Source organism: Collinsella sp. OM08-14AT (assembly GCF_003438115.1).
Taxonomy (GTDB): domain Bacteria; phylum Actinomycetota; class Coriobacteriia; order Coriobacteriales; family Coriobacteriaceae; genus Collinsella.
Genome location: NZ_QSTE01000005.1, coordinates 60,543 through 85,501, shown reverse-complemented (window position 1 = coordinate 85,501; position 24,959 = coordinate 60,543). Strand labels below are relative to the sequence as shown.

Sequence of the window (24,959 nt, the reverse complement as noted above, 5' to 3'; positions counted from 1 at the left end):
CAATTTTGGGATACGCCCGGCGGCGTGGTCTGTTGACGGCACAGCTAACGGCACGTATCCTATCGAACTGCGTGTTTCGTAGGGGGATGCTGACCCCTCGATTCAAGCCGTTGCACTTTACAGAAAGCTGGAATCATTCGAGAAGGAGTACGCTTTGCCTACTATTAACCAGCTGGTTCGCCAGGGCCGTCGTTCCGTGCCCAAGAAGTCCAAGAACGCTGCTCTGCAGCACAACTCCCAGAAGCGCGGCGTGTGCACCCGCGTCTTCACCACGAGCCCCAAGAAGCCGAACTCGGCTCTTCGTAAGGTTGCCCGTGTTCGCCTCGTCAACGGCATCGAAGTTACTGCTTACATCCCGGGTGAGGGCCACAACCTGCAGGAGCACTCCATCGTGCTCGTCCGCGGCGGTCGTGTCCGTGACCTCCCTGGTGTCCGTTATCACGTCATCCGTGGCGCCTACGACGCTGCTCCGGTCCAGAACCGTATGCAGGCCCGTTCCAAGTACGGTGCTAAGCGCCCCAAGGCTAAATAAGCCAGATAACGTTTTGATACTTTCGCCGTGTGCCGCCTAAGCGCCGCACGGTAGACACTTAAGGAGATTTCACATGCCGCGTCGTGCAGCAGCTAATCGTCGTGAGGTTCAGCCTGACGCCGTTTACAACAACCGCCTGGTGACTCAGCTCATCAACAAGGTCCTTCTTGACGGCAAGAAGGCCACCGCTGAGCGCATCGTTTACACCGCTTTCGAGATCGTTGCCGAGAAGTCTGAGGGTGGCGACGCTCTCGCTACCTTCAAGAAGGCTATGGACAACGTCAAGCCCACGCTCGAGGTTAAGCCCAAGCGTGTCGGCGGCGCTACCTATCAGGTCCCGATGGAGGTCAACTCCCGTCGTTCCACCGCTCTGGGTATCCGCTGGATCGTCAACTTCTCCCGCGCTCGCAAGGAGAAGACCATGGCCGAGCGTCTCGCCAACGAGATCCTCGACGCCTCCAACGGCCTGGGCGCTTCCGTCAAGAAGCGTGAGGACGTCTTCAAGATGGCCGAGGCCAACCGCGCGTTCTCTCACTATCGTTGGTAAGTTAAGGTAAGGAACTAACATGGCTAAGCCTAAGTACAAGCTTTCCGATACCCGTAACATCGGCATCATGGCCCACATCGATGCCGGTAAGACCACCACGACCGAGCGTATTCTTTACTACACCGGTAAGACCCACAAGATCGGTGAGGTCCATGAGGGCGCTGCCACCATGGACTGGATGGTTCAGGAGCAGGAGCGCGGCGTAACCATTACCTCCGCTGCTACCACCTGCTTCTGGAACAAGGACGGCAAGGACTACCGCATCCAGATCATCGACACCCCGGGCCACGTTGACTTCACCGCCGAGGTCGAGCGCTGCCTGCGCGTCCTCGATGGCGCTGTCGCCGTCTTCGACGCCGTTGCCGGCGTTCAGCCCCAGTCTGAGACCGTTTGGCGTCAGGCTTCTACCTTCAACGTTCCCCGCATCGCCTTCATCAACAAGTATGACCGCGTGGGCGCTGACTTCTTCAACGCTATCGAGACCATGAAGGATCGTCTCGACGCTAACGCCGTGGCCGCTCAGGTCCCGATGGGCGCCGAGGACAACTTCTGGGGCGTCATCGACCTGGTCACCATGACTGCATGGGACTTCAAGGCCGACGAGAAGGGCATGACCTACCCCGAGCCGATGGACGAGATCCCGGCTGAGTTCGCCGACATCGCTGCCACCAAGCGCGAGGAGCTCCTCGACGCTGCTGCCAGCTTTGACGACGAGCTCATGGAGAAGATCCTTATGGAGGAGGACTTCACCGTCGAGGAGCTCAAGGCTGCTCTGCGTAAGGGCGTTCTGGCCAACGAGCTCAACCTCGTCTTCGTGGGCTCCGCCTACAAGAACAAGGGCGTCCAGGAGCTGCTCGACGCTGTCGTCGACTACCTGCCCAGCCCGCTCGACGTTGAGGCCGTCACCGGTACCGATCCGGACACCGGCGAGGAGATCCAGCGTCATCCTTCCTTCGACGAGCCCTTCTCCGGCCTGGTCTTCAAGATCATGACCGACCCGTTCGTCGGTAAGCTCACCTACGTCCGCGTTTACTCCGGCCGCGCCGAGTCCGGCTCCTACGTTGTCAACGCTTCCAACGGTCAGCGCGAGCGCCTCGGCCGAATCCTCGAGATGAACGCCGCCGAGCGTATCGACCGTGACGACGCTGCCGCCGGCGACATCGTCGCTTGCGTCGGATTCAAGAACTCCACCACCGGTGACACCCTGTGCGCCGAGGGCAAGGAGATCGTCCTCGAGAAGATCGAGTTCGCTAAGCCCGTTATCGACGTTGCCATCGAGCCCAAGACCAAGGCCGAGCAGGACAAGATGTCCCTGGCTCTGACCAAGCTCGCCGAGGAGGACCCGACCTTCCAGGTGTCCACCAACCACGAGACCGGCCAGACCATCATCGCCGGCATGGGCGAGCTGCACCTCGAGATCATCGTCGACCGTCTGCTCCGCGAGTTCAAGGTTGACGCTAACGTTGGTAAGCCCCAGGTTGCCTACCGCGAGACCGCTGGTCACGACGTCGAGAAGGCTGAGGGCAAGTTCGTCCGTCAGTCCGGTGGTCGCGGTCAGTACGGCCACGCCGTCATCAAGCTCGAGAAGATGGAGGAGGGCTTCGGCTACGAGTTCGTCAACGCTATCGTCGGCGGCGTCGTGCCCAAGGAGTACATCCCGTCCATCGACAAGGGCATCCAGGAGGCCCTGAACACCGGTGTTATCGCCGGCTTCCCGGTCCTCGACGTTAAGGTCACCCTGTTCGACGGTTCTTACCACGAGGTCGACTCCTCCGAGGCCGCCTTTAAGATCGCCGGTTCCATGGCTATCAAGGACGCCCTCAAGAAGTCCGACCCGCAGCTGCTCGAGCCGATCATGGCTGTCGAGGTCGAGACCCCCGAGCAGTACATGGGCGACGTTATGGGCAACCTCTCCGGTCGCCGCGGCAAGATCGAGGGCATGGAGGATCGCAAGAACAGCAAGCTCATCCGTGCCAAGGTGCCGCTGGGCGAGATGTTCGGTTACGCTACCGACCTTCGCTCCCAGACCCAGGGCCGTGCATCCTACACGATGCAGTTCGACTCTTATGAGCCCGCGCCCAAGTCCATCGTGGACGAGGTCATGAGCAAGAACGCCTAAGTTCGAGCTCCCTGTTACGTAATCCGCGAGAGCATCTCTCGCACTCTTTGGAGGTTTAAGTTGGCTACCCAGAAGATCCGCATTCGCCTCAAGGGCTATGATCACGAGGTCGTCGATCAGTCCGCGAAGCTCATCGTCGAGACCGCTCAGAAGACCGGCGCTCGCGTTTCCGGTCCTGTCCCCCTGCCCACCGAGCGCAACCTGTACACGGTTATCCGCTCGCCGCACGTGAACAAGGACTCCCGTGAGCAGTTCGAGATGCGCACCCACAAGCGCCTCATCGACATCCTCGACCCCACCTCGGGCACCGTTGATTCGCTTATGCGTCTCGACCTCCCCGCTGGCGTCGACATCGACATCAAGCTCTAAGCGATATCGCTCATAGCTTAAAGGGCCCCGCTGCCGTTACGGTAGCGGGGCCCTTTTGTTTTGCATGATGGGTTTGGATCGCCGGGTAAGGCTGCCGAGCGGCTGGCTGTGGCGACCTACTCACTCAAGGGGCGCAATGACGCTTCCTCAAAATGGAAGGATCGCACGCCGTCCTCCGTTTCGATGCACGCACGACCAAAGCCATCGACCGTTTTAAAGATGCCTCGCGCCAGCTCGTCACCGGCAGGGGAGCGGGCGATAACGTGCTTTCCAATCCAATTGAGGTGAGCGACATATTCGCCGTGGACGGGCGCGAGCGGTCCGGTGTTTTCTTCCATGGCGTTGAGGCGTTCTGCCCAGGCATCTATAGCGTCTATAACTGCGTGATAGACCTCATCGAGGAGCATGTCGACAGCTGGAACGTTCTCGTTAAGGTTCGAGAGACCGATTGCCGGCAGGCCGCCATCGGGCACCTCTTGGGGCGCATAGTTCACATTGACACCAATGCCACAGACGGCGAAAGGTTTGCCTTCGTTATCGCGTGCGGCCTCGACCAGAATGCCGCCGAGTTTGCGTCCACGCGCGACCAGGTCGTTGGGCCATTTGAGGCCAATCTCGTTTGCAAGACCCTGTTTTTCGAGCGCCTCGAGCACCGCTAGGCCGCTGACGGCAGCAAGACCAGAGTACTTCGCAGGATTAACGCATGGACGCAGGACAATCGAAAGCAATAGGTTGCCGGCGGTTGAATCCCACTTGTGGCCGCGCCGGCCGCGTCCTGCTGTCTGAGCCCGGGCGGCAAGTCCTGTGCCGTGCGGCGCTCCCTGTTTTCCTGCTTCGAGCAGGTCATCGTTGGTCGATCCGGTTACGTCGACTATCGTTAATTTGGCATCCATAACGGCTGCTACCTCCTTAATGAATAAGTGAATAACGCAATGGTGTCGAGAGAGACACAATGTGAAGCCTTTGTCGCATTTGGACAATTTAATGTTAACACGTTAACAACGACTGAAATGCGCTATCCTCTCTTGGTCGATGTAAACACGTCAACAACTCAAAGGAGGTTAGTGATGGGTTTCACGATTCTTGGAACAGGCTCGGCGCTTCCTAAGCGCAGTGTTTCCAATGACGAGCTGTCCGAGTTCCTCGATACCTCGGATGAGTGGATTTTTACCCGCACAGGTATTAAGAGTCGCCACGTCTGCACCACCGAGTCACTTGACGACCTTGCCGTAGCGGCGAGCGAGCGGGCACTTCAGGTGTCCGGAATCGACGCGAGCCAGTTGGATCTGATCGTCTGCTCGACGACGACGGGTGACCACCTTGTTCCCGCCGAGGCGTGTGCCGTTGCTGAGCGACTGGGCGCGACGTGCCCTGCCTTCGATGTCTCGGCTGCCTGCGCCGGCTTCGTATTTGCGCTCGATGTTGCCGAGGGCTATATCGCCCGAGGACGAGCCAAGCATGTGCTTGTCGTTGCCGCCGAGCAGATGACGCGCGCGCTCGACTGGACCGACCGCGCCACCTGTGTGCTCTTTGGCGATGGGGCAGGCGCCGCGGTGATTGAGGCTGGGGGAGACAGCCCCCTTGCCGTTGAGCTTTCGACGGCGCCCGACGTCGAGACGTTGTGCGTTCCCGGTCTGGTCGGCACCTCGCCGTTTAAGGCCTCCGCAGATAGCGAGAGCGTGCTGTCCATGAATGGCCGCCGCGTGTTCAAGTTCGGCGTCAACGCGATTTGCGACACGGTCCATAAGCTTGCGAGCGATGCGGGCATTTCGGTCGAGGACATCGACCATTTTGTATTCCATCAGGCTAACGAACGAATCCTGAGTCAGGCGGTCAAGCGCCTCGGTGTGCCAGACAAGCGCGTGGTTCGAACGCTGCGCGAGACCGGCAACATTTCGAGCGCATGCATTCCGCTTGCCCTCGACCGGCTGGCAAACGCCGGTGCACTTCACACGGGCGACACCATCGCCCTCGTTGGATTTGGCGCCGGTCTGGATATAGGTGGCTATCTACTTCGTTGGAAGTAGTCGCACATAGGAAATAAAAACGCCCCTAGGGCACAAACAAAGGAGAACTACCATGGCAGATCAGAAGACCTTCGAGCGCGTTTGCGATGTTATCCGCGAGACCGCCGGTCTTGACGACGTCGAGATGAAGCCCGAGTCCACGCTCGAGGAGATTGGTCTCGACAGTCTGGGCACCGTCGAGATCCTCGTCGCCGTTGAGGACGAGTTTGGCATCCAGCTCGATACCGAGGAGAACCCCAAGACGGTCGGCGAGTTCGCCGATACGGTCGAGGCGGCATTGGAGAAGTAGAGATGCTCAAGACTCCTCTCTGCGATCTGATCGGCATCGAAAAGCCCGTGTTCCAGGGCGGTATGGCCTGGATCGCCGACGCCTCGCTGGCGTCCGCAGTGTCCGAGGCGGGCGGCTTAGGGATTATCGCGGCCATGAACGCCGACGCCAACTGGCTGCGCGACCAGATTCATGAGCTGCGCGCCAGGACGGATAAGCCCTTTGGCGTCAACGTCATGCTCATGAGCCCGTTTGCCGACGAGGTCGCGCGGGTCGTGATTGACGAACGGGTGCCGGTCGTCGTGACGGGTGCCGGCAATCCCACCAAGTACATGAAGGCGTGGAACGAGGCGGGCATCAAGGTCATCCCGGTCGTTGCCTCGGTGGCGCTGGCGCGTCTCGTGGCGCGTCGTGGAGCCACTGCCGTGGTTGCCGAGGGTACCGAATCAGGCGGCCATATTGGCGAGACCTCGACGATGGCACTGGTGCCACAGGTTGTCGATGCGGTCGATATTCCCGTGGTTGCGGCTGGCGGTATCGCCGATGGCCGCGGCGTGGCGGCCGCCTTTATGCTGGGCGCCGCCGGCGTGCAGGTGGGTACGCGCTTTCTGATCGCAGATGAGTGCACCGTATCGGAGCAGTACAAGGAGATGGTCCTGAAGGCCAACGACACCTCGACGCGTGCGACCGGCCGCTCGACGGGACACCCGGTGCGTGCCCTCAAGAGCCCCTTCACTAACGCCTACGCCAAGAGCGAGGCGGCGGGCGTAAGCGTCGAGGAGCTCGGGGCCATGGGCACGGGCGCCCTTCGCAAGGCCGCCAAGGACGGCAATTACGAAGAGGGCTCGTTTTTGTGTGGACAGATTGCCGGCATGGTCAACGAGCGCCAAAGTGCACGTGAAATCGTTGACGACCTGGTCGATGGCGCCGAGCACGTCCTGAAGGGTGCGTGCGCATGGGTGGCGTAGCGTTTCTGTTTGCCGGCCAGGGCGCCCAGCACCACGCGATGGGCGTCGACCTGATCGAGGCATCGCCGGCGGCCGCCGAGGTGTTCGCCATTGTCGACGAGGTGCGCCCGGGGACCAGTGAGCAGTGCCGAAGCGCCTCCAAGGAGGAACTCTCGCAGACCGAGAACACGCAGCCGTGCGTGTTCGTTCACGATCTGGCAGCGGCTGTCGCCCTGCGTGAGCGCGGCGTGGTACCTGCCGCCTGTGCGGGTTTTTCGCTTGGCGAGGTCGCCGCGCTCACCTTTGCGGGGGCGTTCGATACGCGAGCGGGCTTTGAGCTCGTGTGCGAGCGCGCGGCGCTGATGGCCGCGGCTGCCGAGCGCCATCCGGGCGGCATGCGCGCCGTCATCAAGCTCGATGCGGCGCAAGTCGAGAACCTGGCAAAACAGGCCGGCGAGGACTGCTGGCCGGTCAACTACAACAGTCCGCAGCAGACGGTTGTTGCCGGAGCGCCCGAGGCGCTGCAGGAGCTCGACGTCCTAGTAAAAGAGGCTGGCGGCCGCGCTATGAAAGTCGCGGTGTCGGGCGCATTTCATAGCCCCTATATGGCCGAGGCGACTGAGGGGCTGGCGACGTATATCCAAGCCGGCCACGCGCCGTCACCGCTGCTGATTCCGGTCATGGCAAACATGACGGCGGCGCCCTATCCGGCGGACCCGCGAGCGGCATCGGATGTCTTGGCCAATCAGGTGAGTCATGCCGTTCGTTGGGTCGACACGCTGCATGCTCTGCAGAATCAGGGCATCGACACGTTTATTGAGGTCGGCCCTGGCAAAACGCTGTCGGGCCTGGCCAAGCGTACGCTGAGCGACGTTCGCGTGTATTCGTGCGAAACGGCCGAGCAGGTCGCAGCTATTGCCGACGAGCTCGCATAGTCCACAGGGCTGTAACCCGAAAGGAATGACATGGGCAACTTGAACAACGGCGCGCTCGAGCGCAACGACTCACGTCGTGTGGCACTGGTCACGGGCGGCTCGCGGGGTATCGGCCGCGCCTGCGCTGTCGGTCTGGCGGAGGACGGCTTTGATATCGCCGTCGTCTATGCCGGCAGCGTCGATGCGGCGCGCAAGACGTGCGAAGCCTGTGAGGCGGTTGGCGCCACGGCACGCGCATATCAATGCGACGTGGCCGATCCCGCTGCTGTCAACGCGTGCGTGGAAGCGGTCCTCAACGACTTTGGTTCCATTTGGGCGCTCGTCAACAACGCCGGCATCACCCGCGATGGCCTGCTCATGCGCATGGGCGATGACGCATTCGATCGCGTGCTCGATGTCAATCTCAAGGGAACATTCAATATGACGCGCGCGCTCACCAAGACCTTTATGCGCCAGCGCGGCGGTTGCGTCGTCAACATGAGCTCGGTCGTGGGCCTGATGGGCAATGCCGGACAAGCCAACTACGCTGCTTCCAAGGCGGGCGTGATAGGGCTTACCAAGGCGGTGGCGCGCGAGCTTGCGCCTCGTGGCGTACGAGCGAACGCGGTCGCTCCCGGGTTTGTCGAGACAGATATGACGGCAAAGCTCTCGGAGAAGGTGCGTACGGCAACCGAGGAACAGATTCCCCTTAAGCGCATGGCACGTCCCGAGGAAGTGGCCGGCGTGGTGCGCTTTCTGGCGAGCGATGCGGCTTCCTACATTACGGGCGAGGTTGTACGCGTCGACGGCGGAATGGCGATGTAGAAACCAGGGCCGAAGAACGGCTTGGATGAGGAGACCATGATGGAACAGAGAGTTGCAATCACCGGCATAGGTGCCGTATCGCCGCTCGGCAACACGGCGCTTGCCATTTGGGCGGCTATGTGCGCCGGCACGTGCGGTATCGGCCCGATTACGCACTTCGATACGGATGCGTTTGCTGTCAAGGTGGCGGCCGAGGTCAAGGGCTTTGACGGCAACGAGTACTTTGGTAAGCACGATGCCAAGCACCTCGACCCCTGCGTTCAGTTTGCGATGGCGGCTTCGGACGAGGCCATGCACGATGCGGGCCTTGATGTCGAAGGCGCCATCGATCGCGAGCGCCTGGGCGTCTACGTGGGTTCAGGCGTGGGCGGCATGCAGACACTCGTCGACAACGTCCACACGATTGCCGATCGAGGGCCTCGCCGTGCATCACCCTATATGATTGCGATGATGATCCCCAACATGGCTTCGGGCAACATCGCGATTCGCCATAAGGCAAAGGGCCCGACCCTACCCGTCGTGACTGCCTGCGCGACTTCTGCCCATGCGGTGGGTGAGGCGTTCCGCGCCATCAAGCACGGCTATGCCGACGCGATCCTCGCGGGCGGCGCCGAGGCCGCAATTATCCCCGATGCCGTTGCGGGCTTTACGTCCTGCCGCGCATTGACCACCAACCCCGATCCCGCGACGGCCTGCCGTCCGTTCGATGCAGACCGCGACGGCTTTGTGATGGGCGAGGGCGCCTGCGTGCTCGTGCTCGAGAGCATAGAACATGCGCAGGCGCGCGGTGCGCACATTTACGCCGAGGTCGTGGGCTACGGCAACACCGATGATGCCTATCACATCACGAGCCCCGATCCCGAGGCTGCCGGCATTGCCCGTGCGATATCGCTGGCGGTGGCCGAGGGCGACGTTAAGCCTTCCGAGGGCCTCTACATCAATGCCCACGGCACATCGACCAAGCTCAACGATTCGTCCGAGACGGCGGGCATTAAGCGTGCGCTCGGCGAGGACGCGGCGCGCGCCGCGCACGTCTCGTCGACTAAGTCGATGACCGGCCACATGATCGGCGCCACGGGTGCCATCGAGGTCATGGCCTGCGCCATGGCGCTCGAGCAGGGCGTGGTGCCGCCGACCATTAACTACCACACGCCCGATCCCGCCTGCGATCTTGACTACACGCCTAATCGCGCGGTTCGCGTCGACCTTACCTGGGCGCTTTCGACCAACCTGGGCTTTGGCGGGCACAATGCCGCCATCGCGCTGCGTAGATATACGAGGAGCTAGAGCATGGATTCCAAAAGACTTGCCGAGATGGCCGATGTTATGGAGGACCGCGGCCTCACGCGCGTACGCGTTGAGGAGCCCGATGGCACCGCGGTCGAACTCGAGCGCGCGAGCGCCGCGCAGCCGGTTGCCGTGCCCATGCCTATGCCGGGTGCCGTGACTGCTCCGGCGGTGGCTCCTGTCGCCATGCCTGCCGCCGCACCGGAGCCCGCCGCGCAGGCGCCTGCCGCCGCACCGGAGCCCAAGGGCACCGAGGTGACCGCTCCCATGGTCGGCGTTTTCTATGCTGCCCCGGCGCCGGGCGACGAGCCGTTTGTGCACGTGGGCTCCAAGGTCAAGGCCGGTGAGACCCTCTGCATCATCGAGGCCATGAAGGTTCTCAACGAGGTGACGGCCGAGGCAGACGGCGAGGTGCTCGAGATCTGCGTGGCCGACGGCGACCTCGTGGAGTTCGGCAGTTGCCTTATGAGGATCGGATAGGTGATGTCCATGAACAAAGAAGAGCTCAAGAAGCTGTTGCCGCATCGCGAGCCGATGCTTTTGCTCGACGAAGCCGAGCTGGTGGGCGACGAGGCCCACGGCAAGATCACGATTACGGGTGACGAGTACTTTTTGCAGGGGCATTTTCCGGGAAACCCGGTAGTCCCCGGCGTGATTCAGTGCGAGATGCTCGCCCAAAACTGTTGCGTGCTGCTGATGGGCGACGAGGAGGCGCGCGGCGCGACGCCGTTCTATACGAGCCTCGATAAGGTGCGCTTTAAGCGTCCGGTGCGCCCGGGCGACACGGTTGATCTGGTGTGCAACATCACGCGTGCGCGCGGGCCGTTCCGCTTTGCGACGGGTACTGCGAGCGTCAACGGTGAGGTTTGCTGCCGCGCCGATATGTCTTTTGCACTCATGCACGAAAGTTAAGGAAGGCTCATGTTCGACAAAGTGCTCATCGCCAACCGCGGCGAAGTCGCGGTCCGTGTTATCCGTGCGTGCCGCGATATGGGCATCAAGACCGTCGCCGTTTATTCCACGGCCGATGCGGACGCGCTGCACGTGCAGCTTGCCGACGAGGCGTATTGCATCGGTGGCCCGCGTCTTGCCGAGAGCTACCTCAACGACGATGCCGTGCTCACCTGTGCCGTAAAGTCGGGCGCCAAGGCAATTCATCCCGGCTATGGCTTTTTCTCCGAGAAGGCGAGCTTCGTGCGCGACTGCGACAAGTATGGCCTGACGTTTGTCGGTCCTTCGGCCGAGGTCATCGACAGCATGGGCGACAAGGACGCCGCACGTCGAACGGCTGCCGCGGCGGGCGTGCCCATCGTGCCGGGCTGCGATTTGCTCAAAAGTCCCGAGGAGGCAACAGCCGAGGCCGAGCGCATCGGCTGTCCCGTGCTCATCAAGGCGCGCGCAGGCGGTGGCGGCCGCGGTATTCGCAAGGTCGAGCGCGTGGAAGATGCGGCAAAGGCGTTCATCGAGGCGCGTGCCGAGGGCGAGGCCGTCTTTGGCGACGGCGAGTGCTACATGGAGAAGTTCGTCGCGCCGGCGCACCATGTCGAGGTGCAGATTATGGCCGATAAGCAGGGCCATGTGTTTTCGCTCGGCGAGCGCGAGTGCTCGGTTCAGCGTCGCAACCAAAAGCTGATCGAGGAGAGCCCCGCGCCGTGCCTCGACGGACGCGACGACATTCGTGCTCGCATGCACAAGGCAGCGCGTGACCTGGCTCGTGCCGTCGGCTACGAAGGAGCCGGTACCATCGAGTTCCTGTATTCGGACGACGGCAGTTTCTACTTCATGGAAATGAACACGCGCTTGCAGGTGGAGCATCCGGTTACGGAGTTTGTGACTGATACCGACTTGGTCAAGTGGCAGCTGCGCGTGGCAGCCGGCCAGCCTCTGCCCTTTGAGCAGGAGGACATGCCGGTTCGCAACCACGCCATGGAGTGCCGCATCAATGCCGAAACGCCGGACTTTCTGCCGTCATGCGGAACGGTCACCGCGTTGCGTGTGCCGGGTGGTCCGCGCGTGCGCTGGGATTCCGCCATGTTTACCGGTGCGAACGTTCCGCCGTACTACGACTCCATGCTTGGCAAGCTCATCGTGTGTGCGCCCACGCGTGACGGCGCCATTCGCAAGATGCGTTCGGCCCTGGGCGAGCTCGTGATTGAGGGCGTGAGCGAAAACAGCGAGCTTCAGCTCGACGTGCTGGCAAACGACGAGTTCTTGTTGGGCATGTATCACACCGATCTGATGGGGCATCTCTATGCTGATGAATAGAAAAGCGAAGACGGTCAACGTCCTCGAGGGGCCGATAACCGAGTCGTGCGCCGAGTTTCCCGCGCGCCACGTGTTTATCAAGTGCCCGGATTGCCGCCGTGTGATCGATGAGGCACGCCTGCACGACAACCTCGAGGTCTGCCCCCGTTGCGGCAAACACTTTCGCGTGAGCGGTCGCGCGCGCATGCGCATGACGGTCGACGAGGGCACGTTTGAGGAATGGGATGCCAATCTGGCGTCGGAGGACTTCCTCTCGTTTCCCGGTTATGCCGACAAACTCAAGAGCGTGAGCGAGCGTTCGGGCGAGCGCGATGCCGTTGTGTGCGGCAGGGGCAAAATCTGCGGTTGCGATACAGCTCTCTTCTTTATGGACGCCAACTTTATGATGGGCTCGATGGGTTCTGTGGTGGGCGAAAAGATCTGTCGCACATTTGAGCGTGCGACCGAGCTGGGATTGCCAGTCGTCGGCTTTACCGTTTCGGGCGGTGCGCGCATGCAAGAGGGCGTGACCTCGCTTATGCAGATGGCCAAGATTTCTGCGGCGGTTAGGCGCCACAGCGAGGCGGGCGGCCTGTATATCACGGTGCTCACCGACCCCACGACCGGAGGCGTAACCGCGAGCTTTGCCATGGAGGGCGACATTATCCTGGCCGAGCCCGATGCCCTGACGGCATTTGCCGGCCCGCGCGTGATCGAGCAGAACATGCACAAGCGCCTGCCCAAGGGATTCCAGCGCTCCGAGTTTTTGCTGGAGCACGGCTTTTGCGATGCCGTTGTTCCGCGTGGCGAGATTGCGCTCACGGTAGGCGAGTTGCTGGCGCTGCACGAAGGGCACGCGCCCGGCTTGGGGGCACCGCATGAAATCGTGCATACGGGTCGCCGCGGCAAAAAGCTGGGACACTTGTTTAAGCGCTCGGCGGCACCAAAAACCGCGCTCGAGATTGTCAAGCAGACCCGCTCGGCAGATCGCGCCACGGCGGGTGAGATGATCTCGCTGGGCCTGGATGGATTTGTGGAGCTGCACGGCGACCGTTACTTTGGCGACGACGCCGCTGTGTTGGCTGGCATTGGCTGGAAAGACGGACGCCCCGTAACGGTCATCGCCATCGAGCGCGGCACCACGACCAAAGAGCGTATGCGCCGCAACTTTGGCATGGCGCATCCCGAGGGCTACCGCAAAGCGCGTCGCCTTATGCGCCAGGCCGAAAAGTTTGGTCGACCGGTTCTGTGCCTGGTCGATACCTCGGGCGCGTTTTGCGGCATCGGTGCCGAGGAGCGCGGCCAGGGTGAGGCGATCGCCCGGAATCTCATGGAGATGAGCGGCCTTAAGACGCCGATTGTCTCGGTGGTGACGGGCGAGGGCGGCTCTGGTGGCGCGCTGGCGCTGTCCGTGGCCGACCGCATCCTGATGCTCTCGAGCTCGGCCTATTCGGTCGTGAGCCCCGAGGCCTGTGCGTCGATCCTGTGGAAGGATACCGAGCGCGCGGATGAGGCCGCCGAGGCGCTGAAGCTCACGGCCCCCGATCTGTTGGCGCTCGGCATCATCGACGGCATTGTTGACGATAGGGGCCTGTCGCATGAGGAGATCGCCGGTGCCGTCATGTCCTCGGCATTTGATGCCTTCGATACGCTTGGGCAGCTCGACGACGCCACCCTCACAAACCTCCGCTACGAAAAGTACCGCACAATCGGTCAGTACCGCACGATGTGACAAAGGGGCAGTCCGCATGTCACATGGGGAAAGGCGTTCCATGTCACAAGTTTCTAACACCTCGTTTACAACGACGGTCTCATCAAACGCCATGGCCATGGTGGACTATCTGTCCAAAAGCATGATGTCGGCGCTGCCGTTTATTGTCTGCGCGGCGTTGTTCCGTACCGTCGCCGTCATTATGGGCGAAGGCATGCTGGGCCTGTGGTCTGCCGATTCCGAAATCTATCGCCTGTTCTACAGTTGGCTCTATAACGCCGGCTACTACTTTTTGCCCATTTATCTTGGTTGGGCGGCTGCCCGCCAGCTCGGTTGCTCGGAGCAGCTGGGCATGATGCTGGGCGGCGTATTGATTGCGCCCGATCTGCTTAAGCTCGTCGATGCCGCATCGACGACGGGGGCATCGATGACTTCCGTGTATGGCCTGCTTCCCGCGCCGGTCAACGATTACACGACAACTGTTATCCCTGTTCTCATCTCGGTGCCAGTGCTATGGCGAGTGGAGTGTTTCTTTCGGCGCGTTATCCCTCAGGCCGTGGCGTTTTCGTTCGTTCCGTTTGCAACCATGCTCGTTATGGTTCCGGTTTCGCTGTGTATTACGGCGCCGGCGGGCAGCTATCTGGGCATGCTGTTGGGCCAGCTTATGTTTATGCTTGGTAATTCCGGTGGCATCGTGTCGCTGCTCACGCTCATGGGGCTTGCCGCGGGCTGGGAGTTCCTAAAGATCGCCGGCATCAGCAACGTTGTCCTATCGCTCGCCTATGCGCAGTTTATGAGTGTGGGAACGGATTCGTGCATCCTGATCGCCGCGACGATGGCAACGTTCGCCGTTTGGGGCATGCCCTTTGGCGCGTCGCTTCGCGTTGCGGATAAGGACGAGAAGGCGCTCATGCTGGGCTATTCAATCTCGGGTGTTCTTGGCGGCGTAAGCGAGCCGGCGCTGTACGGTTGCGGCTTTAAATATGGCAGGTGCCTGACGTGCATGGCCATTGGCGGCGCCGTCGGAGGCCTTGTTGCAGCCGTGGGCCACGTTACGGCCTATACCATCGGCATGACGAATGTCCTCATGGTCATTGGCTTTGCCACGGGCGGCATCTCGAACCTGCTGTGGTGCTGCGCTGCCGGCGGTGTGGCATTTGCGGTGTCTGCGGCGCTGAGCTACTGCTTTGGCGTGGTGCCGGCGAAGGGGCAGACGACAGGGGACGGAGCCGATTCACCCGAAACAGTGGCGAGCGCTGCTGAAGTGAGCGCATAAACCTGTGCGACACAAGGACGATTCCTTTGTCATGTTCCAAGGCCGTGGCCCGTGCGGGTTGCGGCCTTTTTGTATCTGGAGGACAAAGTGGCTACACTACAATCCGTTTGAGCAATAGATATATAGGCAGTACCGTGGGGGCGGATGCAGATGGTCGAGTGGATTGTTAAGCGTGCGCAGGGCGACCGTGCGCGCGTGGGCACGTTGACGGGCGTGGTGTGTATTCTCGCCAATGTGGCACTATGTGCTGCGAAGGGCGTAATTGGTGTGGTTTCGGGATCGGTTTCGATCGTGGCGGATGCCATGAACAACCTGTCCGATGCCAGCTCGAATATCGTGAGCGTGCTGGGCTTTAAGCTGGCGAGCAAGCCGGCCGACCCCGAGCATCCTTACGGCCACGGTCGCTACGAGTATCTCTCGGGTCTGGTCGTGGCGGCACTCGTACTGCTGATCGGCCTTGAGCTTATCAAGTCCTCGGTCGAGCGCGTCATCCACCCCGAACCTGTCGAGTTCTCGCTTGCCCTGGTGGCAGTCCTGGCACTTTCGATGGTTGTAAAGCTGTGGATGGCGGCCCTCAACCAAAAGCTCGGTGACCGCATTGAGTCCGAGACGCTGCATGCGACCGCGCAGGATTCCAAGAACGATGTTCTTGCTACGGGCGCCGTGCTGGCGTGCGCAATTGTTTCGCAGGTGACGCACATCAATCTTGACGCATGGGTCGGCCTTGCCGTTGGCGCCTATATTGGCTGGAGCGGTTTTGAACTCATCCAGGATACGGTGAGCCCGCTTTTGGGCCAGACGCCCGATCCCAGGCTGGTCAAGCACATTCGAGACAAGATCATGAGCTATCCCGGCGTTTTGGGCGTCCACGACCTTATGGTTCACGATTATGGTCCGGGCAGGAAGTTTGCAAGTGCGCACGCCGAGATGGCGGCCGAGACCAGCCCGCTGGAAAGTCACGACACACTCGATAACATCGAGCAGTCGTTTAGGGTCGAAGACGGCATGATCGTCACGCTTCACTACGATCCCATCGTGACCGATGACCCCAAGGTGGCGAGCATGCGTTTACGCATTAACGCCATGGCTCAACAGATCGATAGCCGCCTCTCGATTCATGACCTACGCTGTGTGCCGGGTCCTACGCACACCAACGTGATCTTTGACTGCGTGCGTCCCTCGGATCTGCAGATGAGTGCCGATGACTTAAAGCACGCGCTGGCACAACGGGTCGAATCGGAATATCCCAAGTCGATTGCCAAGATTACGATCGACGAAGACTACGTAGGGCATACCCACGAGTAGGGCCGAGCCGATAAAGCAAATGATGCAGAATGGGAGAGCATGAAGCGTCTATATCTACTCCGCCATGGTCAGACGGAATTCAACGTCAAAAAGCTCGTCCAGGGTCGCTGTGATTCACCGCTCACCGATTTAGGCCGTCAGCAAGCCGGGATGGCAGCCGCATGGCTCAAAGCCCACGGCGTCGTCCCCGACAAAGTGGTCTCATCACCCTTAGGCCGAGCCATGGACACAGCTCAGCTCGTCGCAACCGAACTCCTTGGCCCGGACGCAGCAGCCGAGCCCTGCGAAGGCATCATCGAGCGCTGCTACGGCACCTTCGAAGAAGGCCCCCACGACGCCCTGCCCACCGACGTCTGGGATCCGGGCGAGGATTTGGTCCCCTTCGGAGGAGAAGGAAGCAAAGCGTTGCAAGAACGCATGGTAGCCACCCTCACCAATCTCATGGGCGCCAAGGGCATCGAAACCCTCCTAGCAGTAAGCCACGGCAGCGCCAGCCGCCAATTTATCAAGGCTGTAGCCCCAGGGGGCTTCGAGTTCCCAACAAAACTCCCCAACTGCGCCATCATGATTTTCGATTTCGAAGAGGAAAAGTCGGGAGAAGAAGGCAACGCGCCCCAATCCAAGTTTATCTTGCAGCAAATCATCGATCCCCAACAAAGTCATTAGCCTGAGCGAGCAGAGTTAAGCAGACATCAACGTGTCGTCTCCCGAGCACGGCGGAGGGCCGGAGAAATATATTAAGGTCATCGCGAGTTCCGCACGCAAAGGAGAGCACTTAATGTGCTCTCCGTCTTGCGCAGGACTGTAGAGCAGGGACCTTAATATATTTCTCCGGCCCTCCGCCGTGCTCGGGAGCCATCCACGCACTTTACCTGCGTAAACAATGTGAGTGAAATATGAATCTCGATGGATACGCCCGCAGCCGTGTATACTAAACAGCTGTGTGTAACCAGGGGAGTATTCTGGCTGGACAAAATGCCTGCTTAATAGGGTTGTCAGGTAGTCCGGACGCAATACAAGACTGGGGAGCACGTCGTGTAAGTAGTGGTCCTCTAGGGGCGTACGCTCGGTGGCGTACGCATTGTCCCAAGACCACGCGAGAGTTGGGATCATATCTTGATCAGCATGATTCTCGGCCGCAAGATTGGCATGACCCAGGTTTGGGACGAGGACGACAACGTCGTTCCCGTCACGGTCATCCAGGCTGGCCCCTGCGCTGTCTCGCAGGTTAAAACTCAGGCAACCGACGGCTATGACGCCGTCCAGATCGGTTTCGGCGACATCAAGGCCAAGAACGTGAACAAGCCCATGGCTGGTCACTTCGCCAAGGCCGGCGTCGAGCCTGTCCGCTTCCTTCGTGAGGTCCGCGTCGAGAACGGCGAGGAGCACAAGGTCGGCGAGGTCGTCACCGTCGCTGATTTCGCTGATGTCGAGAAGGTCGACGTCATCGGTACCTCCAAGGGTAAGGGCTTCCAGGGTCGCATCAAGCGCTGGGGTCAGCGCCGCGGTCCTATGACGCATGGTTCTCACTTCCAGCGTCACCCCGGTTCTATCGGTCAGTGCGCCTATCCTGCGCGCGTCCTCAAGGGCGTCAAGATGGCCGGTCACATGGGTAACGAGCGCGTTACCGTCAAGAACCTTTCCGTTGTCCGCATCGATGCCGAGCAGAACCTCATCTTGGTCAAGGGCGCTGTCCCGGGTGCCAAGAATGGTCTCGTCGCCATCCGTATGGCCTAAGGGCCCAGCCCATTTAGCCCAGCGTCATACCAAGGAGAACACTTAAATGGCAAAGTTTGAAGTAAAGAACAGCGAGGGCAAGAAGGTCGCCGAGGCCGAGCTCGCCGCTGAGGTGTACGGCATTGAGCCGAACATCCACGTTATGCACCACATCGTCAAGTGCCAGATGGCCTCTTGGCGTCAGGGCACCCAGTCTGCTAAGGGCCGCTCTGAGGTTTCCGGTGGCGGCAAGAAGCCTTGGCGTCAGAAGGGCACCGGTCGTGCCCGCCAGGGTTCCATCCGTGCTGCCCAGTGGCGTCACGGTGGCGTTGTCTTCGCCCCCAAGCCCCGTTCCTACGCTAAGCGTATGAACAACAAGGAGGTCAAGCTGGCTATGCGCTCCGCGCTGTCCGCCAAGCTGGCCGATGGCGAGCTCGTGCTCGTCGACGACTACGGCTTCGAGAAGCCTTCCACCAAGGCTGCCGTCGCCATGCTCAAGGCTCTCGGCCTTGAGGGCAAGCGTCTGACCATCATCGTTCGCGATGAGGACGTCAACGCCTACCTGTCGTTCCGCAACATTCCCAAGACGTTCATCATCACCGCTGACGAGGCCAACACCTACGATCTCGTCAACAACAACGCTGTGCTGATGCCCGCCGACATCGCCGCTCACTTCGGGGAGGTGCTTGCATAAATGACCGCCCACGAGATCATCATCCGTCCGATCGTGTCCGAGCGTTCCTTCTCCGGCATGGAGCTGAACAAGTACACGTTCGAGGTCGCCAAGGATGCTAACAAGTATCAGATCAAGGACGCTGTCGAGGAGATCTTCGGCGTCAAGGTCGTTCGCGTGAACACCCTGACGGTCAAGCCCAAGACCAAGCGCGTGCGCTATGTCGCCGGCAAGACCCGTTCTTGGAAGAAGGCCATCGTCACGCTGGCCGAGGGCGACACCATCGAGGTCTTTGGCAACCAGGCCTAAGACTCGCTGCTGTTGAGTGAGCTCATGCCTCCCAAATAGGGGAGGCGGGAGCTCAAGGTTTTGGGCGTATAAAATGGACACGCCCGGAACCGTGTATACGTCCGGTGTCATCGCACCCGAGGCAGAACCTCGAATCCCTGTCTGCGATGGCTAACGGATTCCTATTGAAAGGGATTGTAATGGCTGTAAAGCACCTTAAGCCGACCTCCGCTGGTAGGCGTTGGCAGACGATCTCCGACTTCTCCGAGATCACCTGCACCAAGCCCGAGAAGTCTCTTCTCGAGCCCCTGCCCAAGAAGGCCGGTCGTAACAACAACGGCCGCATCACCACCCGCCACCAGGGCGGCGGCGTGAAGCGTCGTTACCGCGTGATCGACTTCAAGCGCAACAAGGACGGCGTGCCCGCCAAGGTTGCCACGATCGAGTACGATCCGAACCGTTCCGCTCGCATCGCTCTGCTGCACTACGCTGACGGTGAGAAGCGCTACATCCTGGCCCCCAAGGGCCTCGAGGTCGGTCAGACCATCATGTCCGGTTCTGACGCCGACATCAAGCCGGGCAACGCTCTGCCCCTCGCCGACATCCCCGTCGGTACGCTCATCCACGCCGTCGAGTTCCAGCCGGGCAAGGGCGCTGCTATCGCCCGTTCCGCCGGTAACTCCTGCCAGCTGATGGGTAAGGAGGGCAAGTACGCTATCGTCCGTATGCCTTCCTCCGAGATGCGCCGCATCCTCGTTACCTGCCGCGCCACCGTCGGTGAGGTCGGCAACGCCGATCACGCCAACATCGTCATCGGCAAGGCCGGCCGTAAGCGTCACATGAACGTGCGCCCGACCGTCCGCGGTACCGTCATGAACCCTGTCGACCACCCGCACGGCGGTGGCGAGGGCAAGAACCACACCTCTGGTCGTCCCTCTGTTACCCCCTGGGGTAAGCCGACGAAGGGCCTTCGTACGCGCAAGAAGAAGAAGGTCTCGAACCAGCACATCATTCGTCGCCGTAAGAAGTAATTTCGGATACCGAGTTTTAGGAGAAAGCACTTATGAGCAGAAGTCTCAAAAAGGGCCCGTTCGTGGAGACTCGCCTTCTCTCGCGTATCACCGCGATGAACGAGGCTGGCAAGAAGGACGTCGTGAAGACCTGGTCCCGCGCGTCCACCATCTTCCCCGAGATGGTTGGTCACACCATCGCCGTCCACGACGGCCGCAAGCATGTGCCCGTGTATGTTACCGAGTCCATGGTTGGTCACAAGCTCGGCGAGTTCGCGCCGACTCGTACGTTCCGTGGCCACAAGGCCAAATAGGGGGTTAACCGTAAATGGCAACTAAGTCTATTGAAACTGAGGCCACCGAGGTTCGCGCCGTCGCTAAGTACGTGCGTGTTTCCCCCAGCAAGGCCCGCCTGGTGGTCGATCTGATCCGCCGCAAGCCTGTCGCTCAGGCCTTCGACATCCTCCACTTCTGCGACCGCGCCGTCGCCGTGGATGTCGAGAAGGTTCTCCGTTCCGCCGTTGCGAACGCCGAGAACAACAACGGTCTGCGTGCCGACAACCTGGTTGTCGCCGCTGCCTATGTTGACGAGGGTCCGACGCTTAAGCGCATCCGTCCCCGCGCCAAGGGTTCCGCTTCTCGCATTCTGAAGCGTACTTCCCACATCACCGTCGTCGTTGCTCCTCGAAAGGAGGCGTAAAGCTGTATGGGTCAGAAAGTCTACCCCACCGGCTTCCGTCTTGGCATCACCGAGAACTGGCGCTCCCGCTGGTTCGCAGAGAAGGATTACGCTAAGACCCTCGGTAACGATCTCGAGATCCGCAAGTACCTCGAGAAGCGTCTTTCCCGCGCAGCTGTCTCCCGCGTCGAGATCGAGCGCGCTGGCGACAAGGTGAAGGTCATCATCCTCACCGCTCGCCCCGGCGTTGTCATCGGTAAGAAGGGTGCCGAGATCGATACCCTCCGCACCGAGCTCGAGAAGGTCGCTGGCGTCTCCAAGGGCCAGCTCTCCGTCGACGTTGTCGAGATTAAGCGCCCCGAGCTCGACGCCAACCTCGTTGCTCAGTCTATCGCCGAGCAGCTCGAGGGCCGCGTTGCCTTCCGTCGCGCTATGCGCAAGGCTGTCCAGTCTGCCCGCAAGGCCGGCGCTAAGGGCATCCGTATCCAGTGCTCCGGTCGTCTCGGCGGTGCCGAGATGGGCCGTCGTGAGTGGTACCGCGAGGGTCGCGTGCCTCTGCATACCCTCCGTGCCAAGATCGACTACGGCACGGCTGTCGCCAGCACCACCATGGGCGCTTGCGGCGTGAAGGTCTGGATCTACCTGGGCGAGAAGCTCCCGGGCCAGCCTGTTCCCAACCCTGCACTCGAGGGCTCTTCCCGTCCTCGTCGTCGTAACTCCGAGAGGAGGGGTCAGTAGTGCTTGCCCCTAAGCGTATTCTTCACCGCAAGGTGCAGCGTGGCTCCATGAAGGGCCAGGCCAAGGGTAATACCGAGCTGCATTTCGGCGAGTTTGGTATCCAGGCTCTCGAGGCCCATTGGATCACCAACCGTCAGATCGAGGCCGCTCGTATTGCCATGACCCGCTACATGAAGCGTGGCGGTCGTGTCTACATCACGATCTTCCCCGATAAGCCCATCACCAAGAAGCCTGCCGAGACTCGCATGGGTTCTGGTAAGGGTAACCCCGAGGAGTGGGTGGCCGTCGTCAAGCCCGGCCGCATCATGTTCGAGGTCAAGGGCGTGCCCGAGGAGGTCGCTCGCGAGGCTCTGCGTCTTGCACAGCACAAGCTTCCCATCAAGACCAAGATTGTTGCTGCCAAGAACGCTGAGCAGCGCATCGAGAAGGAGATGGCTGAGGAGGCCGCTCTCGAGGCCAAGTGGGCTGCTGAGGACGCCGCCGCCGCCAAGGAGGAGAACTAATGAAGCCCGCAGAGATTCGTGAGCTCTCGGACGCTCAGCTCGTTGAGAAGCTGAAGGAAATGCGCGCCGAGCTCTTTAACCTTCGTTTCCAGATGGCCACCAGCCAGCTGGACAACACCGCTCGCGTCAACACCGTGAAGAAGGACATCGCTCGCGTCCTCACGGAGCAGCGCGCCCGCGAGATCGCAGCGGAGAAGTCCGCTGTCGCCGAGTAGGACCTAAGGAGAGAACATGACTGATTCGCGTAACTCGCGTAAGGTCCGTACGGGTGTCGTTACCTCCGTCTCCGGTGCCAAGACCATTGTTGTCACCATCACCGAGCGCAAGCGTCACCCCAAGTACGGCAAGATGATGACCAGCTCCAAGAAGCTGCACGCTCACGACGAGGAGTGCACGGCTGGCGTGGGCGACACCGTCCGCGTTATGGAGACCCGTCCTATGTCCAAGATGAAGCGTTGGCGCCTCATCGAGGTCGTCGAGCGCGCTAAATAAGCAGTCGCTCTTACGACTTGTACGTTTCCGAAGATGTGCGTATGCCTGGCTTGCATACCACGGGCCGTATAAAGGCTGCGCACCTCTCTTCGGTTCTTAGTTCGGAGGAACATCTACCATGATTCAGATGCAAACCATGCTGAACGTCGCCGACAACTCCGGCGCTCGCAAGATTCGCTGCATCAAGGTGCTTGGCGGTTCCAAGCGTCGTTATGCAGGCATCGGCGATGTGTTCATCGGTGCTGTCCAGGAGGCTACCCCTGGCGCCAACGTCAAGAAGAAGGACGTTGTCCGTTGCGTCGTCGTTCGCACCGTTAAGGAGATCCGCCGCAAGGATGGCTCCTACATTCGCTTTGATGAGAACGCCTGCGTTGTCATCAACAACGATGGTTCGCCCGTCGGCACCCGTATCTTCGGGCCCGTCGCTCGCGAGCTTCGTGACAAGAAGTACATGAAGATCGTCTCGCTCGCTCCCGAGACCCTGTAGTTAGGGGAGATATATGTATATCAAGAAGGGCGATAAGGTCCAGGTTCTCTCTGGTAAGGATCGCGGCAAGCAGGGCGTTGTCCTGCGTGCTCTCCCCGCCGAGAACAAGGTCGTTGTCGAGGGCGTTTCGGTCGTCAAGAAGGCCGTCAAGCCCAACGCTGCCAACCAGCAGGGCGGCATCGTTTCGCAGGAGGCTCCCATCGACGCCTCCAACGTCAATCTCGTTTGCCCCGAGTGCGGTAAGGTTACCCGCGTCGGTCACGAGAAGGACGGCAAGAACAAGCTGCGCGTCTGCAAGAAGTGCGGCCACAAGTTCTAAGCTGCCCGCAACATCAAGTTGCTAGCAAAGGCCCGGATGCCACGGCACCCGGGCCTTTTTCTATCCCCACTCGATGGCTTCGGTTCTGCCGTCCTGTCATTCCGGTTGCATCCAGTTTTCGGTGCCGTCTCGAATCGAGTGCCGCCAGGTGACACCCTGTCGCGTTTCGTCGGCTTCGGGGACAAAAGTCGGGACAACTCCAAAAACTATTTTCGAACTCAGGGCTTTGAGTTTTTGTTTTTGTCCCAAAGGGCGCGGCGGGATGCCTTTGGAGGCTCGATAGCGCCGAAAACGCCCGTTTTGAAACTTAAATGCCTTTTCGCGTGCAAGCCGCCAGCTGCAATAGGAAGTGAATCAACGCAGGTGGCTTTCAAGCAGTTTGCAAAACTGCAGGTCGCAGGTCTTCATTGCCAGTAGGAGAAATGAGTAGTCTCAGGTGGCTTGCCCATGAGTTGACGAACGGGATTTGAGCTTACGCTGACGTCCGGAAACGCTTCGAGCACGGCGTTACGTTTTTGGGGTTTGGGCGTAGCCCCTGCACCCGCGAGCGCGGGCCTTAAGCCCGCCGAGAGGTTGACGCGTCGAAAACGAAGGGGAAAGAGAGAAGGGGCCGTCCCTATCATTCAGGTTGCGACCGAAGAAGACAAGGAGACCCCCTGAGCCTGAATGATGCCCCACAGACCGCGTCCTACCGAGCTCAAGCCGAGCTTTTCCTGACGTCCGCCTTCGCGAAGATGATGGCTGGATTGGCTATGGATTGGCAACACTTATTTGGACGATTCCGGGAGGGACGGCCCCGCCTCCCTGAACTCGACCGGCGACATGTAGCCCAGCGTCGAGTGGATCCTGAAGTTGTTGTACCAGTGCACGTAATCCAAGAGCTTGGCTCGGAGCTCGCGCGTCCCTCCTCGGTCCTTCGGAGTGGCCGACGATCTCCCCGTTGCAGAGGTCGACGAGCAGGCAGACGTAGTTCCACGACGCCCCGACGCGCACGCAGACCAAGTCGCTGCATATATGGGTGCACGGCGCCCTGCCGCCGAAGCCGCGCGCGACGACGTTCGACACGTCGGCCTCGTTGACCGCCCCGGGGTGCACCTTGAACCTCTTCCCGCCGTATGCGCCGGCCAGGCCGTTCTCCCTCATGATGCGGCAGACGCGGCGCCGGCTGACGGTAACGCCCGACCTCCCGGGCGACGCCTTGATCTTGCGCGATCCGTTCCGGCCCTTGCTGGCGGCGTGCGCCGCCGCGGCCGCCGTCGCCCCCGACATTAAGGTCCTCAAGGGCCGCGTCGTCTCCGGCGACCAGTTCGTCTCGCCCGCGGAACAGAAGGAGCGAATCCTCGCGACCTTCGGCGACCTGTGCTGCGAGATGGAGGGCTGCACCATCGCGCAGGCCGCTTATCTCAACGGCGTGCCCCTCGTCGTCGTGCGCGCCATCAGCGACAAGCCCTGCGCCGAGGGCCGGGTCGTGACTACAACACTTTCGAGAAGAAGGCCGCCTGCGACTGCGCCCGCATCGCCGCGCGCATGGTTAAGCTTTAGGCCCTGCGCGCCGGGGCCCTTCTTTATGTTGGGACCCCGGCGCGCCGGGCCCTTTCCAAAGCGAAGTGTCGAGCGGAAGTGTTGAGCGTCGGCCCTGAATGTTCAATGGCCGTTGTTTTCTGCCCCTCAAGTGGTGGACTT

31 protein-coding genes and 2 pseudogenes are annotated in these 24,959 nt (G+C 60.9%); 30 read left to right on the top strand and 3 right to left on the bottom strand.

What is annotated here, in order from left to right; all coding sequences use genetic code 11:
• The first annotated feature begins 154 nt into the window (after positions 1–154).
• The 4 genes from rpsL (at position 155) to rpsJ (ending at position 3,567) form a co-directional block, all read left to right on the top strand.
• A complete protein-coding gene (gene rpsL, locus DXC18_RS04450; protein WP_006235012.1) occupies positions 155–532 on the top strand; it encodes a 30S ribosomal protein S12 in 378 nt (125 codons plus the stop codon).
• Positions 533–605: 73 nt separating this feature from the next.
• Positions 606–1,079: a 30S ribosomal protein S7 gene (gene rpsG / locus DXC18_RS04445; RefSeq protein ID WP_006235013.1), complete on the top strand. Its 474-nt coding sequence runs from the start codon at positions 606–608 to the stop codon at positions 1,077–1,079.
• A gap of 19 nt (positions 1,080–1,098) precedes the next feature.
• Positions 1,099–3,198, top strand: coding sequence for an elongation factor G (fusA, locus tag DXC18_RS04440; RefSeq protein ID WP_022094183.1), 2,100 nt, complete (start codon positions 1,099–1,101; stop codon positions 3,196–3,198).
• A 60-nt stretch (positions 3,199–3,258) separates the two neighbouring features.
• Positions 3,259–3,567 carry a 30S ribosomal protein S10 gene (gene rpsJ / locus DXC18_RS04435; RefSeq protein WP_022094184.1) on the top strand — a complete coding sequence of 103 codons (309 nt, stop codon included), beginning with the start codon at positions 3,259–3,261 and terminating at the stop codon, positions 3,565–3,567.
• Between the two features lie 116 nt (positions 3,568–3,683).
• Here the strand turns inward: rpsJ and DXC18_RS04430 are convergent, their stop codons facing one another.
• Entirely contained in the window at positions 3,684–4,460 is a 777-nt protein-coding gene (locus tag DXC18_RS04430) for a biotin--[acetyl-CoA-carboxylase] ligase (protein ID WP_117716439.1), read from the bottom strand.
• 174 nt (positions 4,461–4,634) lie between these two features.
• Between DXC18_RS04430 and DXC18_RS04425 the strand changes: the two genes are divergently transcribed.
• The 25 genes and pseudogenes from DXC18_RS04425 (at position 4,635) to rplX (ending at position 23,276) form a co-directional block, all read left to right on the top strand.
• Positions 4,635–5,594 (top strand): 3-oxoacyl-ACP synthase III family protein, encoded by a 960-nt coding sequence (locus DXC18_RS04425; RefSeq protein WP_117646091.1) that lies wholly within the window; start codon positions 4,635–4,637, stop codon positions 5,592–5,594.
• A gap of 52 nt (positions 5,595–5,646) precedes the next feature.
• Positions 5,647–5,883: an acyl carrier protein gene (locus DXC18_RS04420; RefSeq protein ID WP_006235019.1), complete on the top strand. Its 237-nt coding sequence runs from the start codon at positions 5,647–5,649 to the stop codon at positions 5,881–5,883.
• 2 nt (positions 5,884–5,885) lie between these two features.
• Positions 5,886–6,830 carry an enoyl-[acyl-carrier-protein] reductase FabK gene (gene fabK, locus DXC18_RS04415; RefSeq protein WP_117716438.1) on the top strand — a complete coding sequence of 315 codons (945 nt, stop codon included), beginning with the start codon at positions 5,886–5,888 and terminating at the stop codon, positions 6,828–6,830.
• The gene (locus DXC18_RS04410; RefSeq protein WP_117716437.1) at positions 6,818–7,744 is read left to right on the top strand and encodes an ACP S-malonyltransferase; all 927 of its coding nucleotides are present in this window, start codon (positions 6,818–6,820) and stop codon (positions 7,742–7,744) included. Before fabK ends, DXC18_RS04410 begins: the two co-directional genes overlap by 13 nt.
• A 30-nt stretch (positions 7,745–7,774) precedes the next feature.
• The gene (gene fabG / locus DXC18_RS04405; RefSeq protein WP_117716436.1) at positions 7,775–8,548 is read left to right on the top strand and encodes a 3-oxoacyl-[acyl-carrier-protein] reductase; all 774 of its coding nucleotides are present in this window, start codon (positions 7,775–7,777) and stop codon (positions 8,546–8,548) included.
• Positions 8,549–8,587: 39 nt separating this feature from the next.
• Positions 8,588–9,835, top strand: a complete 1,248-nt coding sequence (gene fabF / locus DXC18_RS04400) for a beta-ketoacyl-ACP synthase II (protein ID WP_117716435.1) — start codon at positions 8,588–8,590, stop codon at positions 9,833–9,835.
• Positions 9,836–9,838: 3 nt separating this feature from the next.
• Positions 9,839–10,315: an acetyl-CoA carboxylase biotin carboxyl carrier protein gene (accB, locus tag DXC18_RS04395; RefSeq protein ID WP_117716434.1), complete on the top strand. Its 477-nt coding sequence runs from the start codon at positions 9,839–9,841 to the stop codon at positions 10,313–10,315.
• A 9-nt stretch (positions 10,316–10,324) separates the two neighbouring features.
• Positions 10,325–10,747 (top strand): 3-hydroxyacyl-ACP dehydratase FabZ, encoded by a 423-nt coding sequence (gene fabZ, locus DXC18_RS04390; RefSeq protein WP_117716456.1) that lies wholly within the window; start codon positions 10,325–10,327, stop codon positions 10,745–10,747.
• A gap of 9 nt (positions 10,748–10,756) precedes the next feature.
• Positions 10,757–12,100 (top strand): acetyl/propionyl/methylcrotonyl-CoA carboxylase subunit alpha, encoded by a 1,344-nt coding sequence (locus DXC18_RS04385; RefSeq protein ID WP_117716433.1) that lies wholly within the window; start codon positions 10,757–10,759, stop codon positions 12,098–12,100.
• Positions 12,093–13,811, top strand: a complete 1,719-nt coding sequence (gene accD / locus DXC18_RS04380; RefSeq protein ID WP_233509002.1) for an acetyl-CoA carboxylase, carboxyltransferase subunit beta — start codon at positions 12,093–12,095, stop codon at positions 13,809–13,811. Before DXC18_RS04385 ends, accD begins: the two co-directional genes overlap by 8 nt.
• Positions 13,812–13,851: 40 nt before the next feature.
• The gene (locus DXC18_RS04375; protein ID WP_117716431.1) at positions 13,852–15,066 is read left to right on the top strand and encodes a PTS transporter subunit EIIC; all 1,215 of its coding nucleotides are present in this window, start codon (positions 13,852–13,854) and stop codon (positions 15,064–15,066) included.
• Between the two features lie 150 nt (positions 15,067–15,216).
• The gene (locus tag DXC18_RS04370) at positions 15,217–16,371 is read left to right on the top strand and encodes a cation diffusion facilitator family transporter (RefSeq protein ID WP_233505655.1); all 1,155 of its coding nucleotides are present in this window, start codon (positions 15,217–15,219) and stop codon (positions 16,369–16,371) included.
• Positions 16,372–16,410: 39 nt separating this feature from the next.
• Positions 16,411–17,037 (top strand): histidine phosphatase family protein, encoded by a 627-nt coding sequence (locus DXC18_RS04365; RefSeq protein WP_117716430.1) that lies wholly within the window; start codon positions 16,411–16,413, stop codon positions 17,035–17,037.
• A 450-nt stretch (positions 17,038–17,487) separates the two neighbouring features.
• Positions 17,488–18,108: a 50S ribosomal protein L3 gene (gene rplC / locus DXC18_RS04360; RefSeq protein ID WP_035137484.1), complete on the top strand. Its 621-nt coding sequence runs from the start codon at positions 17,488–17,490 to the stop codon at positions 18,106–18,108.
• Between the two features lie 46 nt (positions 18,109–18,154).
• Positions 18,155–18,781 (top strand): 50S ribosomal protein L4, encoded by a 627-nt coding sequence (rplD, locus tag DXC18_RS04355; RefSeq protein WP_006235032.1) that lies wholly within the window; start codon positions 18,155–18,157, stop codon positions 18,779–18,781.
• Entirely contained in the window at positions 18,782–19,069 is a 288-nt protein-coding gene (rplW, locus tag DXC18_RS04350; RefSeq protein WP_022094197.1) for a 50S ribosomal protein L23, read from the top strand.
• Between the two features lie 179 nt (positions 19,070–19,248).
• Positions 19,249–20,079, top strand: a complete 831-nt coding sequence (gene rplB, locus DXC18_RS04345; RefSeq protein ID WP_055250219.1) for a 50S ribosomal protein L2 — start codon at positions 19,249–19,251, stop codon at positions 20,077–20,079.
• A 32-nt stretch (positions 20,080–20,111) separates the two neighbouring features.
• On the top strand, positions 20,112–20,372 hold the full coding sequence (gene rpsS / locus DXC18_RS04340; protein WP_006235035.1) for a 30S ribosomal protein S19: 261 nt from the start codon (positions 20,112–20,114) through the stop codon (positions 20,370–20,372).
• A 14-nt stretch (positions 20,373–20,386) separates the two neighbouring features.
• Positions 20,387–20,758: a 50S ribosomal protein L22 gene (gene rplV / locus DXC18_RS04335; protein WP_006235036.1), complete on the top strand. Its 372-nt coding sequence runs from the start codon at positions 20,387–20,389 to the stop codon at positions 20,756–20,758.
• 6 nt (positions 20,759–20,764) lie between these two features.
• Positions 20,765–21,475: a 30S ribosomal protein S3 gene (gene rpsC / locus DXC18_RS04330; RefSeq protein ID WP_006235037.1), complete on the top strand. Its 711-nt coding sequence runs from the start codon at positions 20,765–20,767 to the stop codon at positions 21,473–21,475.
• A pseudogene (rplP, locus tag DXC18_RS04325) lies at positions 21,475–21,870 on the top strand (50S ribosomal protein L16); the annotation flags it as partial. The gene rpsC and the pseudogene rplP, both read left to right, overlap by 1 nt.
• 107 nt (positions 21,871–21,977) lie before the next feature.
• Positions 21,978–22,193, top strand: coding sequence for a 50S ribosomal protein L29 (gene rpmC, locus DXC18_RS04320; RefSeq protein WP_006235039.1), 216 nt, complete (start codon positions 21,978–21,980; stop codon positions 22,191–22,193).
• Positions 22,194–22,209: 16 nt separating this feature from the next.
• On the top strand, positions 22,210–22,470 hold the full coding sequence (rpsQ, locus tag DXC18_RS04315) for a 30S ribosomal protein S17 (protein ID WP_006235040.1): 261 nt from the start codon (positions 22,210–22,212) through the stop codon (positions 22,468–22,470).
• A 118-nt stretch (positions 22,471–22,588) separates the two neighbouring features.
• Complete coding sequence (gene rplN, locus DXC18_RS04310) at positions 22,589–22,957, top strand: 50S ribosomal protein L14 (protein ID WP_006235041.1); 369 nt, start codon at positions 22,589–22,591, stop codon at positions 22,955–22,957.
• Positions 22,958–22,970: 13 nt separating this feature from the next.
• On the top strand, positions 22,971–23,276 hold the full coding sequence (gene rplX / locus DXC18_RS04305) for a 50S ribosomal protein L24 (protein WP_006235043.1): 306 nt from the start codon (positions 22,971–22,973) through the stop codon (positions 23,274–23,276).
• A gap of 767 nt (positions 23,277–24,043) precedes the next feature.
• Here rplX and DXC18_RS10675 read toward each other — a convergent pair.
• Together DXC18_RS10675 and DXC18_RS10670 are read right to left on the bottom strand one after the other, a co-directional pair.
• Positions 24,044–24,145, bottom strand: a complete 102-nt coding sequence (locus DXC18_RS10675; protein WP_231501554.1) for an IS3 family transposase — start codon at positions 24,143–24,145, stop codon at positions 24,044–24,046.
• A 292-nt stretch (positions 24,146–24,437) separates the two neighbouring features.
• Positions 24,438–24,545 (bottom strand): annotated as a pseudogene (locus DXC18_RS10670) (hypothetical protein); the annotation flags it as partial.
• Between DXC18_RS10670 and DXC18_RS04295 the strand changes: the two are divergent.
• Positions 24,502–24,903, top strand: coding sequence for a hypothetical protein (locus tag DXC18_RS04295; protein WP_199412197.1), 402 nt, complete (start codon positions 24,502–24,504; stop codon positions 24,901–24,903). The pseudogene DXC18_RS10670 and the gene DXC18_RS04295 sit on opposite strands and share 44 nt — an antisense overlap.
• Positions 24,904–24,959: the final 56 nt, after the last annotated feature.

What these genes read in the sequence shown, in the direction of transcription:
- fabF (WP_117716435.1), top strand. Translation starts at nt 8,588, where the DNA reads ATGGAACAGAGAGTTGCAATCACCGGCATAGGTGCCGTATCGCCGCTC.
- DXC18_RS04420 (WP_006235019.1), top strand. Translation starts at nt 5,647, where the DNA reads ATGGCAGATCAGAAGACCTTCGAGCGCGTTTGCGATGTTATCCGCGAG.
- rplW (WP_022094197.1), top strand. Translation starts at nt 18,782, where the DNA reads ATGACCGCCCACGAGATCATCATCCGTCCGATCGTGTCCGAGCGTTCC.
- rplB (WP_055250219.1), top strand. Translation starts at nt 19,249, where the DNA reads ATGGCTGTAAAGCACCTTAAGCCGACCTCCGCTGGTAGGCGTTGGCAG.
- fabZ (WP_117716456.1), top strand. Translation starts at nt 10,325, where the DNA reads ATGAACAAAGAAGAGCTCAAGAAGCTGTTGCCGCATCGCGAGCCGATG.
- accB (WP_117716434.1), top strand. Translation starts at nt 9,839, where the DNA reads ATGGATTCCAAAAGACTTGCCGAGATGGCCGATGTTATGGAGGACCGC.
- rplX (WP_006235043.1), top strand. Translation starts at nt 22,971, where the DNA reads ATGTATATCAAGAAGGGCGATAAGGTCCAGGTTCTCTCTGGTAAGGAT.
- rpsC (WP_006235037.1), top strand. Translation starts at nt 20,765, where the DNA reads ATGGGTCAGAAAGTCTACCCCACCGGCTTCCGTCTTGGCATCACCGAG.
- fusA (WP_022094183.1), top strand. Translation starts at nt 1,099, where the DNA reads ATGGCTAAGCCTAAGTACAAGCTTTCCGATACCCGTAACATCGGCATC.
- rpsG (WP_006235013.1), top strand. Translation starts at nt 606, where the DNA reads ATGCCGCGTCGTGCAGCAGCTAATCGTCGTGAGGTTCAGCCTGACGCC.
- DXC18_RS04430 (WP_117716439.1), bottom strand. Translation starts at nt 4,460, where the DNA reads ATGGATGCCAAATTAACGATAGTCGACGTAACCGGATCGACCAACGAT.
- rpmC (WP_006235039.1), top strand. Translation starts at nt 21,978, where the DNA reads ATGAAGCCCGCAGAGATTCGTGAGCTCTCGGACGCTCAGCTCGTTGAG.
- rplN (WP_006235041.1), top strand. Translation starts at nt 22,589, where the DNA reads ATGATTCAGATGCAAACCATGCTGAACGTCGCCGACAACTCCGGCGCT.
- fabK (WP_117716438.1), top strand. Translation starts at nt 5,886, where the DNA reads ATGCTCAAGACTCCTCTCTGCGATCTGATCGGCATCGAAAAGCCCGTG.
- rpsQ (WP_006235040.1), top strand. Translation starts at nt 22,210, where the DNA reads ATGACTGATTCGCGTAACTCGCGTAAGGTCCGTACGGGTGTCGTTACC.
- rplV (WP_006235036.1), top strand. Translation starts at nt 20,387, where the DNA reads ATGGCAACTAAGTCTATTGAAACTGAGGCCACCGAGGTTCGCGCCGTC.
- DXC18_RS04385 (WP_117716433.1), top strand. Translation starts at nt 10,757, where the DNA reads ATGTTCGACAAAGTGCTCATCGCCAACCGCGGCGAAGTCGCGGTCCGT.
- DXC18_RS04370 (WP_233505655.1), top strand. Translation starts at nt 15,217, where the DNA reads ATGGTCGAGTGGATTGTTAAGCGTGCGCAGGGCGACCGTGCGCGCGTG.
- DXC18_RS04425 (WP_117646091.1), top strand. Translation starts at nt 4,635, where the DNA reads ATGGGTTTCACGATTCTTGGAACAGGCTCGGCGCTTCCTAAGCGCAGT.
- accD (WP_233509002.1), top strand. Translation starts at nt 12,093, where the DNA reads ATGAATAGAAAAGCGAAGACGGTCAACGTCCTCGAGGGGCCGATAACC.
- DXC18_RS04375 (WP_117716431.1), top strand. Translation starts at nt 13,852, where the DNA reads ATGTCACAAGTTTCTAACACCTCGTTTACAACGACGGTCTCATCAAAC.
- rpsS (WP_006235035.1), top strand. Translation starts at nt 20,112, where the DNA reads ATGAGCAGAAGTCTCAAAAAGGGCCCGTTCGTGGAGACTCGCCTTCTC.
- DXC18_RS04365 (WP_117716430.1), top strand. Translation starts at nt 16,411, where the DNA reads ATGAAGCGTCTATATCTACTCCGCCATGGTCAGACGGAATTCAACGTC.
- rplD (WP_006235032.1), top strand. Translation starts at nt 18,155, where the DNA reads ATGGCAAAGTTTGAAGTAAAGAACAGCGAGGGCAAGAAGGTCGCCGAG.
- DXC18_RS04410 (WP_117716437.1), top strand. Translation starts at nt 6,818, where the DNA reads ATGGGTGGCGTAGCGTTTCTGTTTGCCGGCCAGGGCGCCCAGCACCAC.
- fabG (WP_117716436.1), top strand. Translation starts at nt 7,775, where the DNA reads ATGGGCAACTTGAACAACGGCGCGCTCGAGCGCAACGACTCACGTCGT.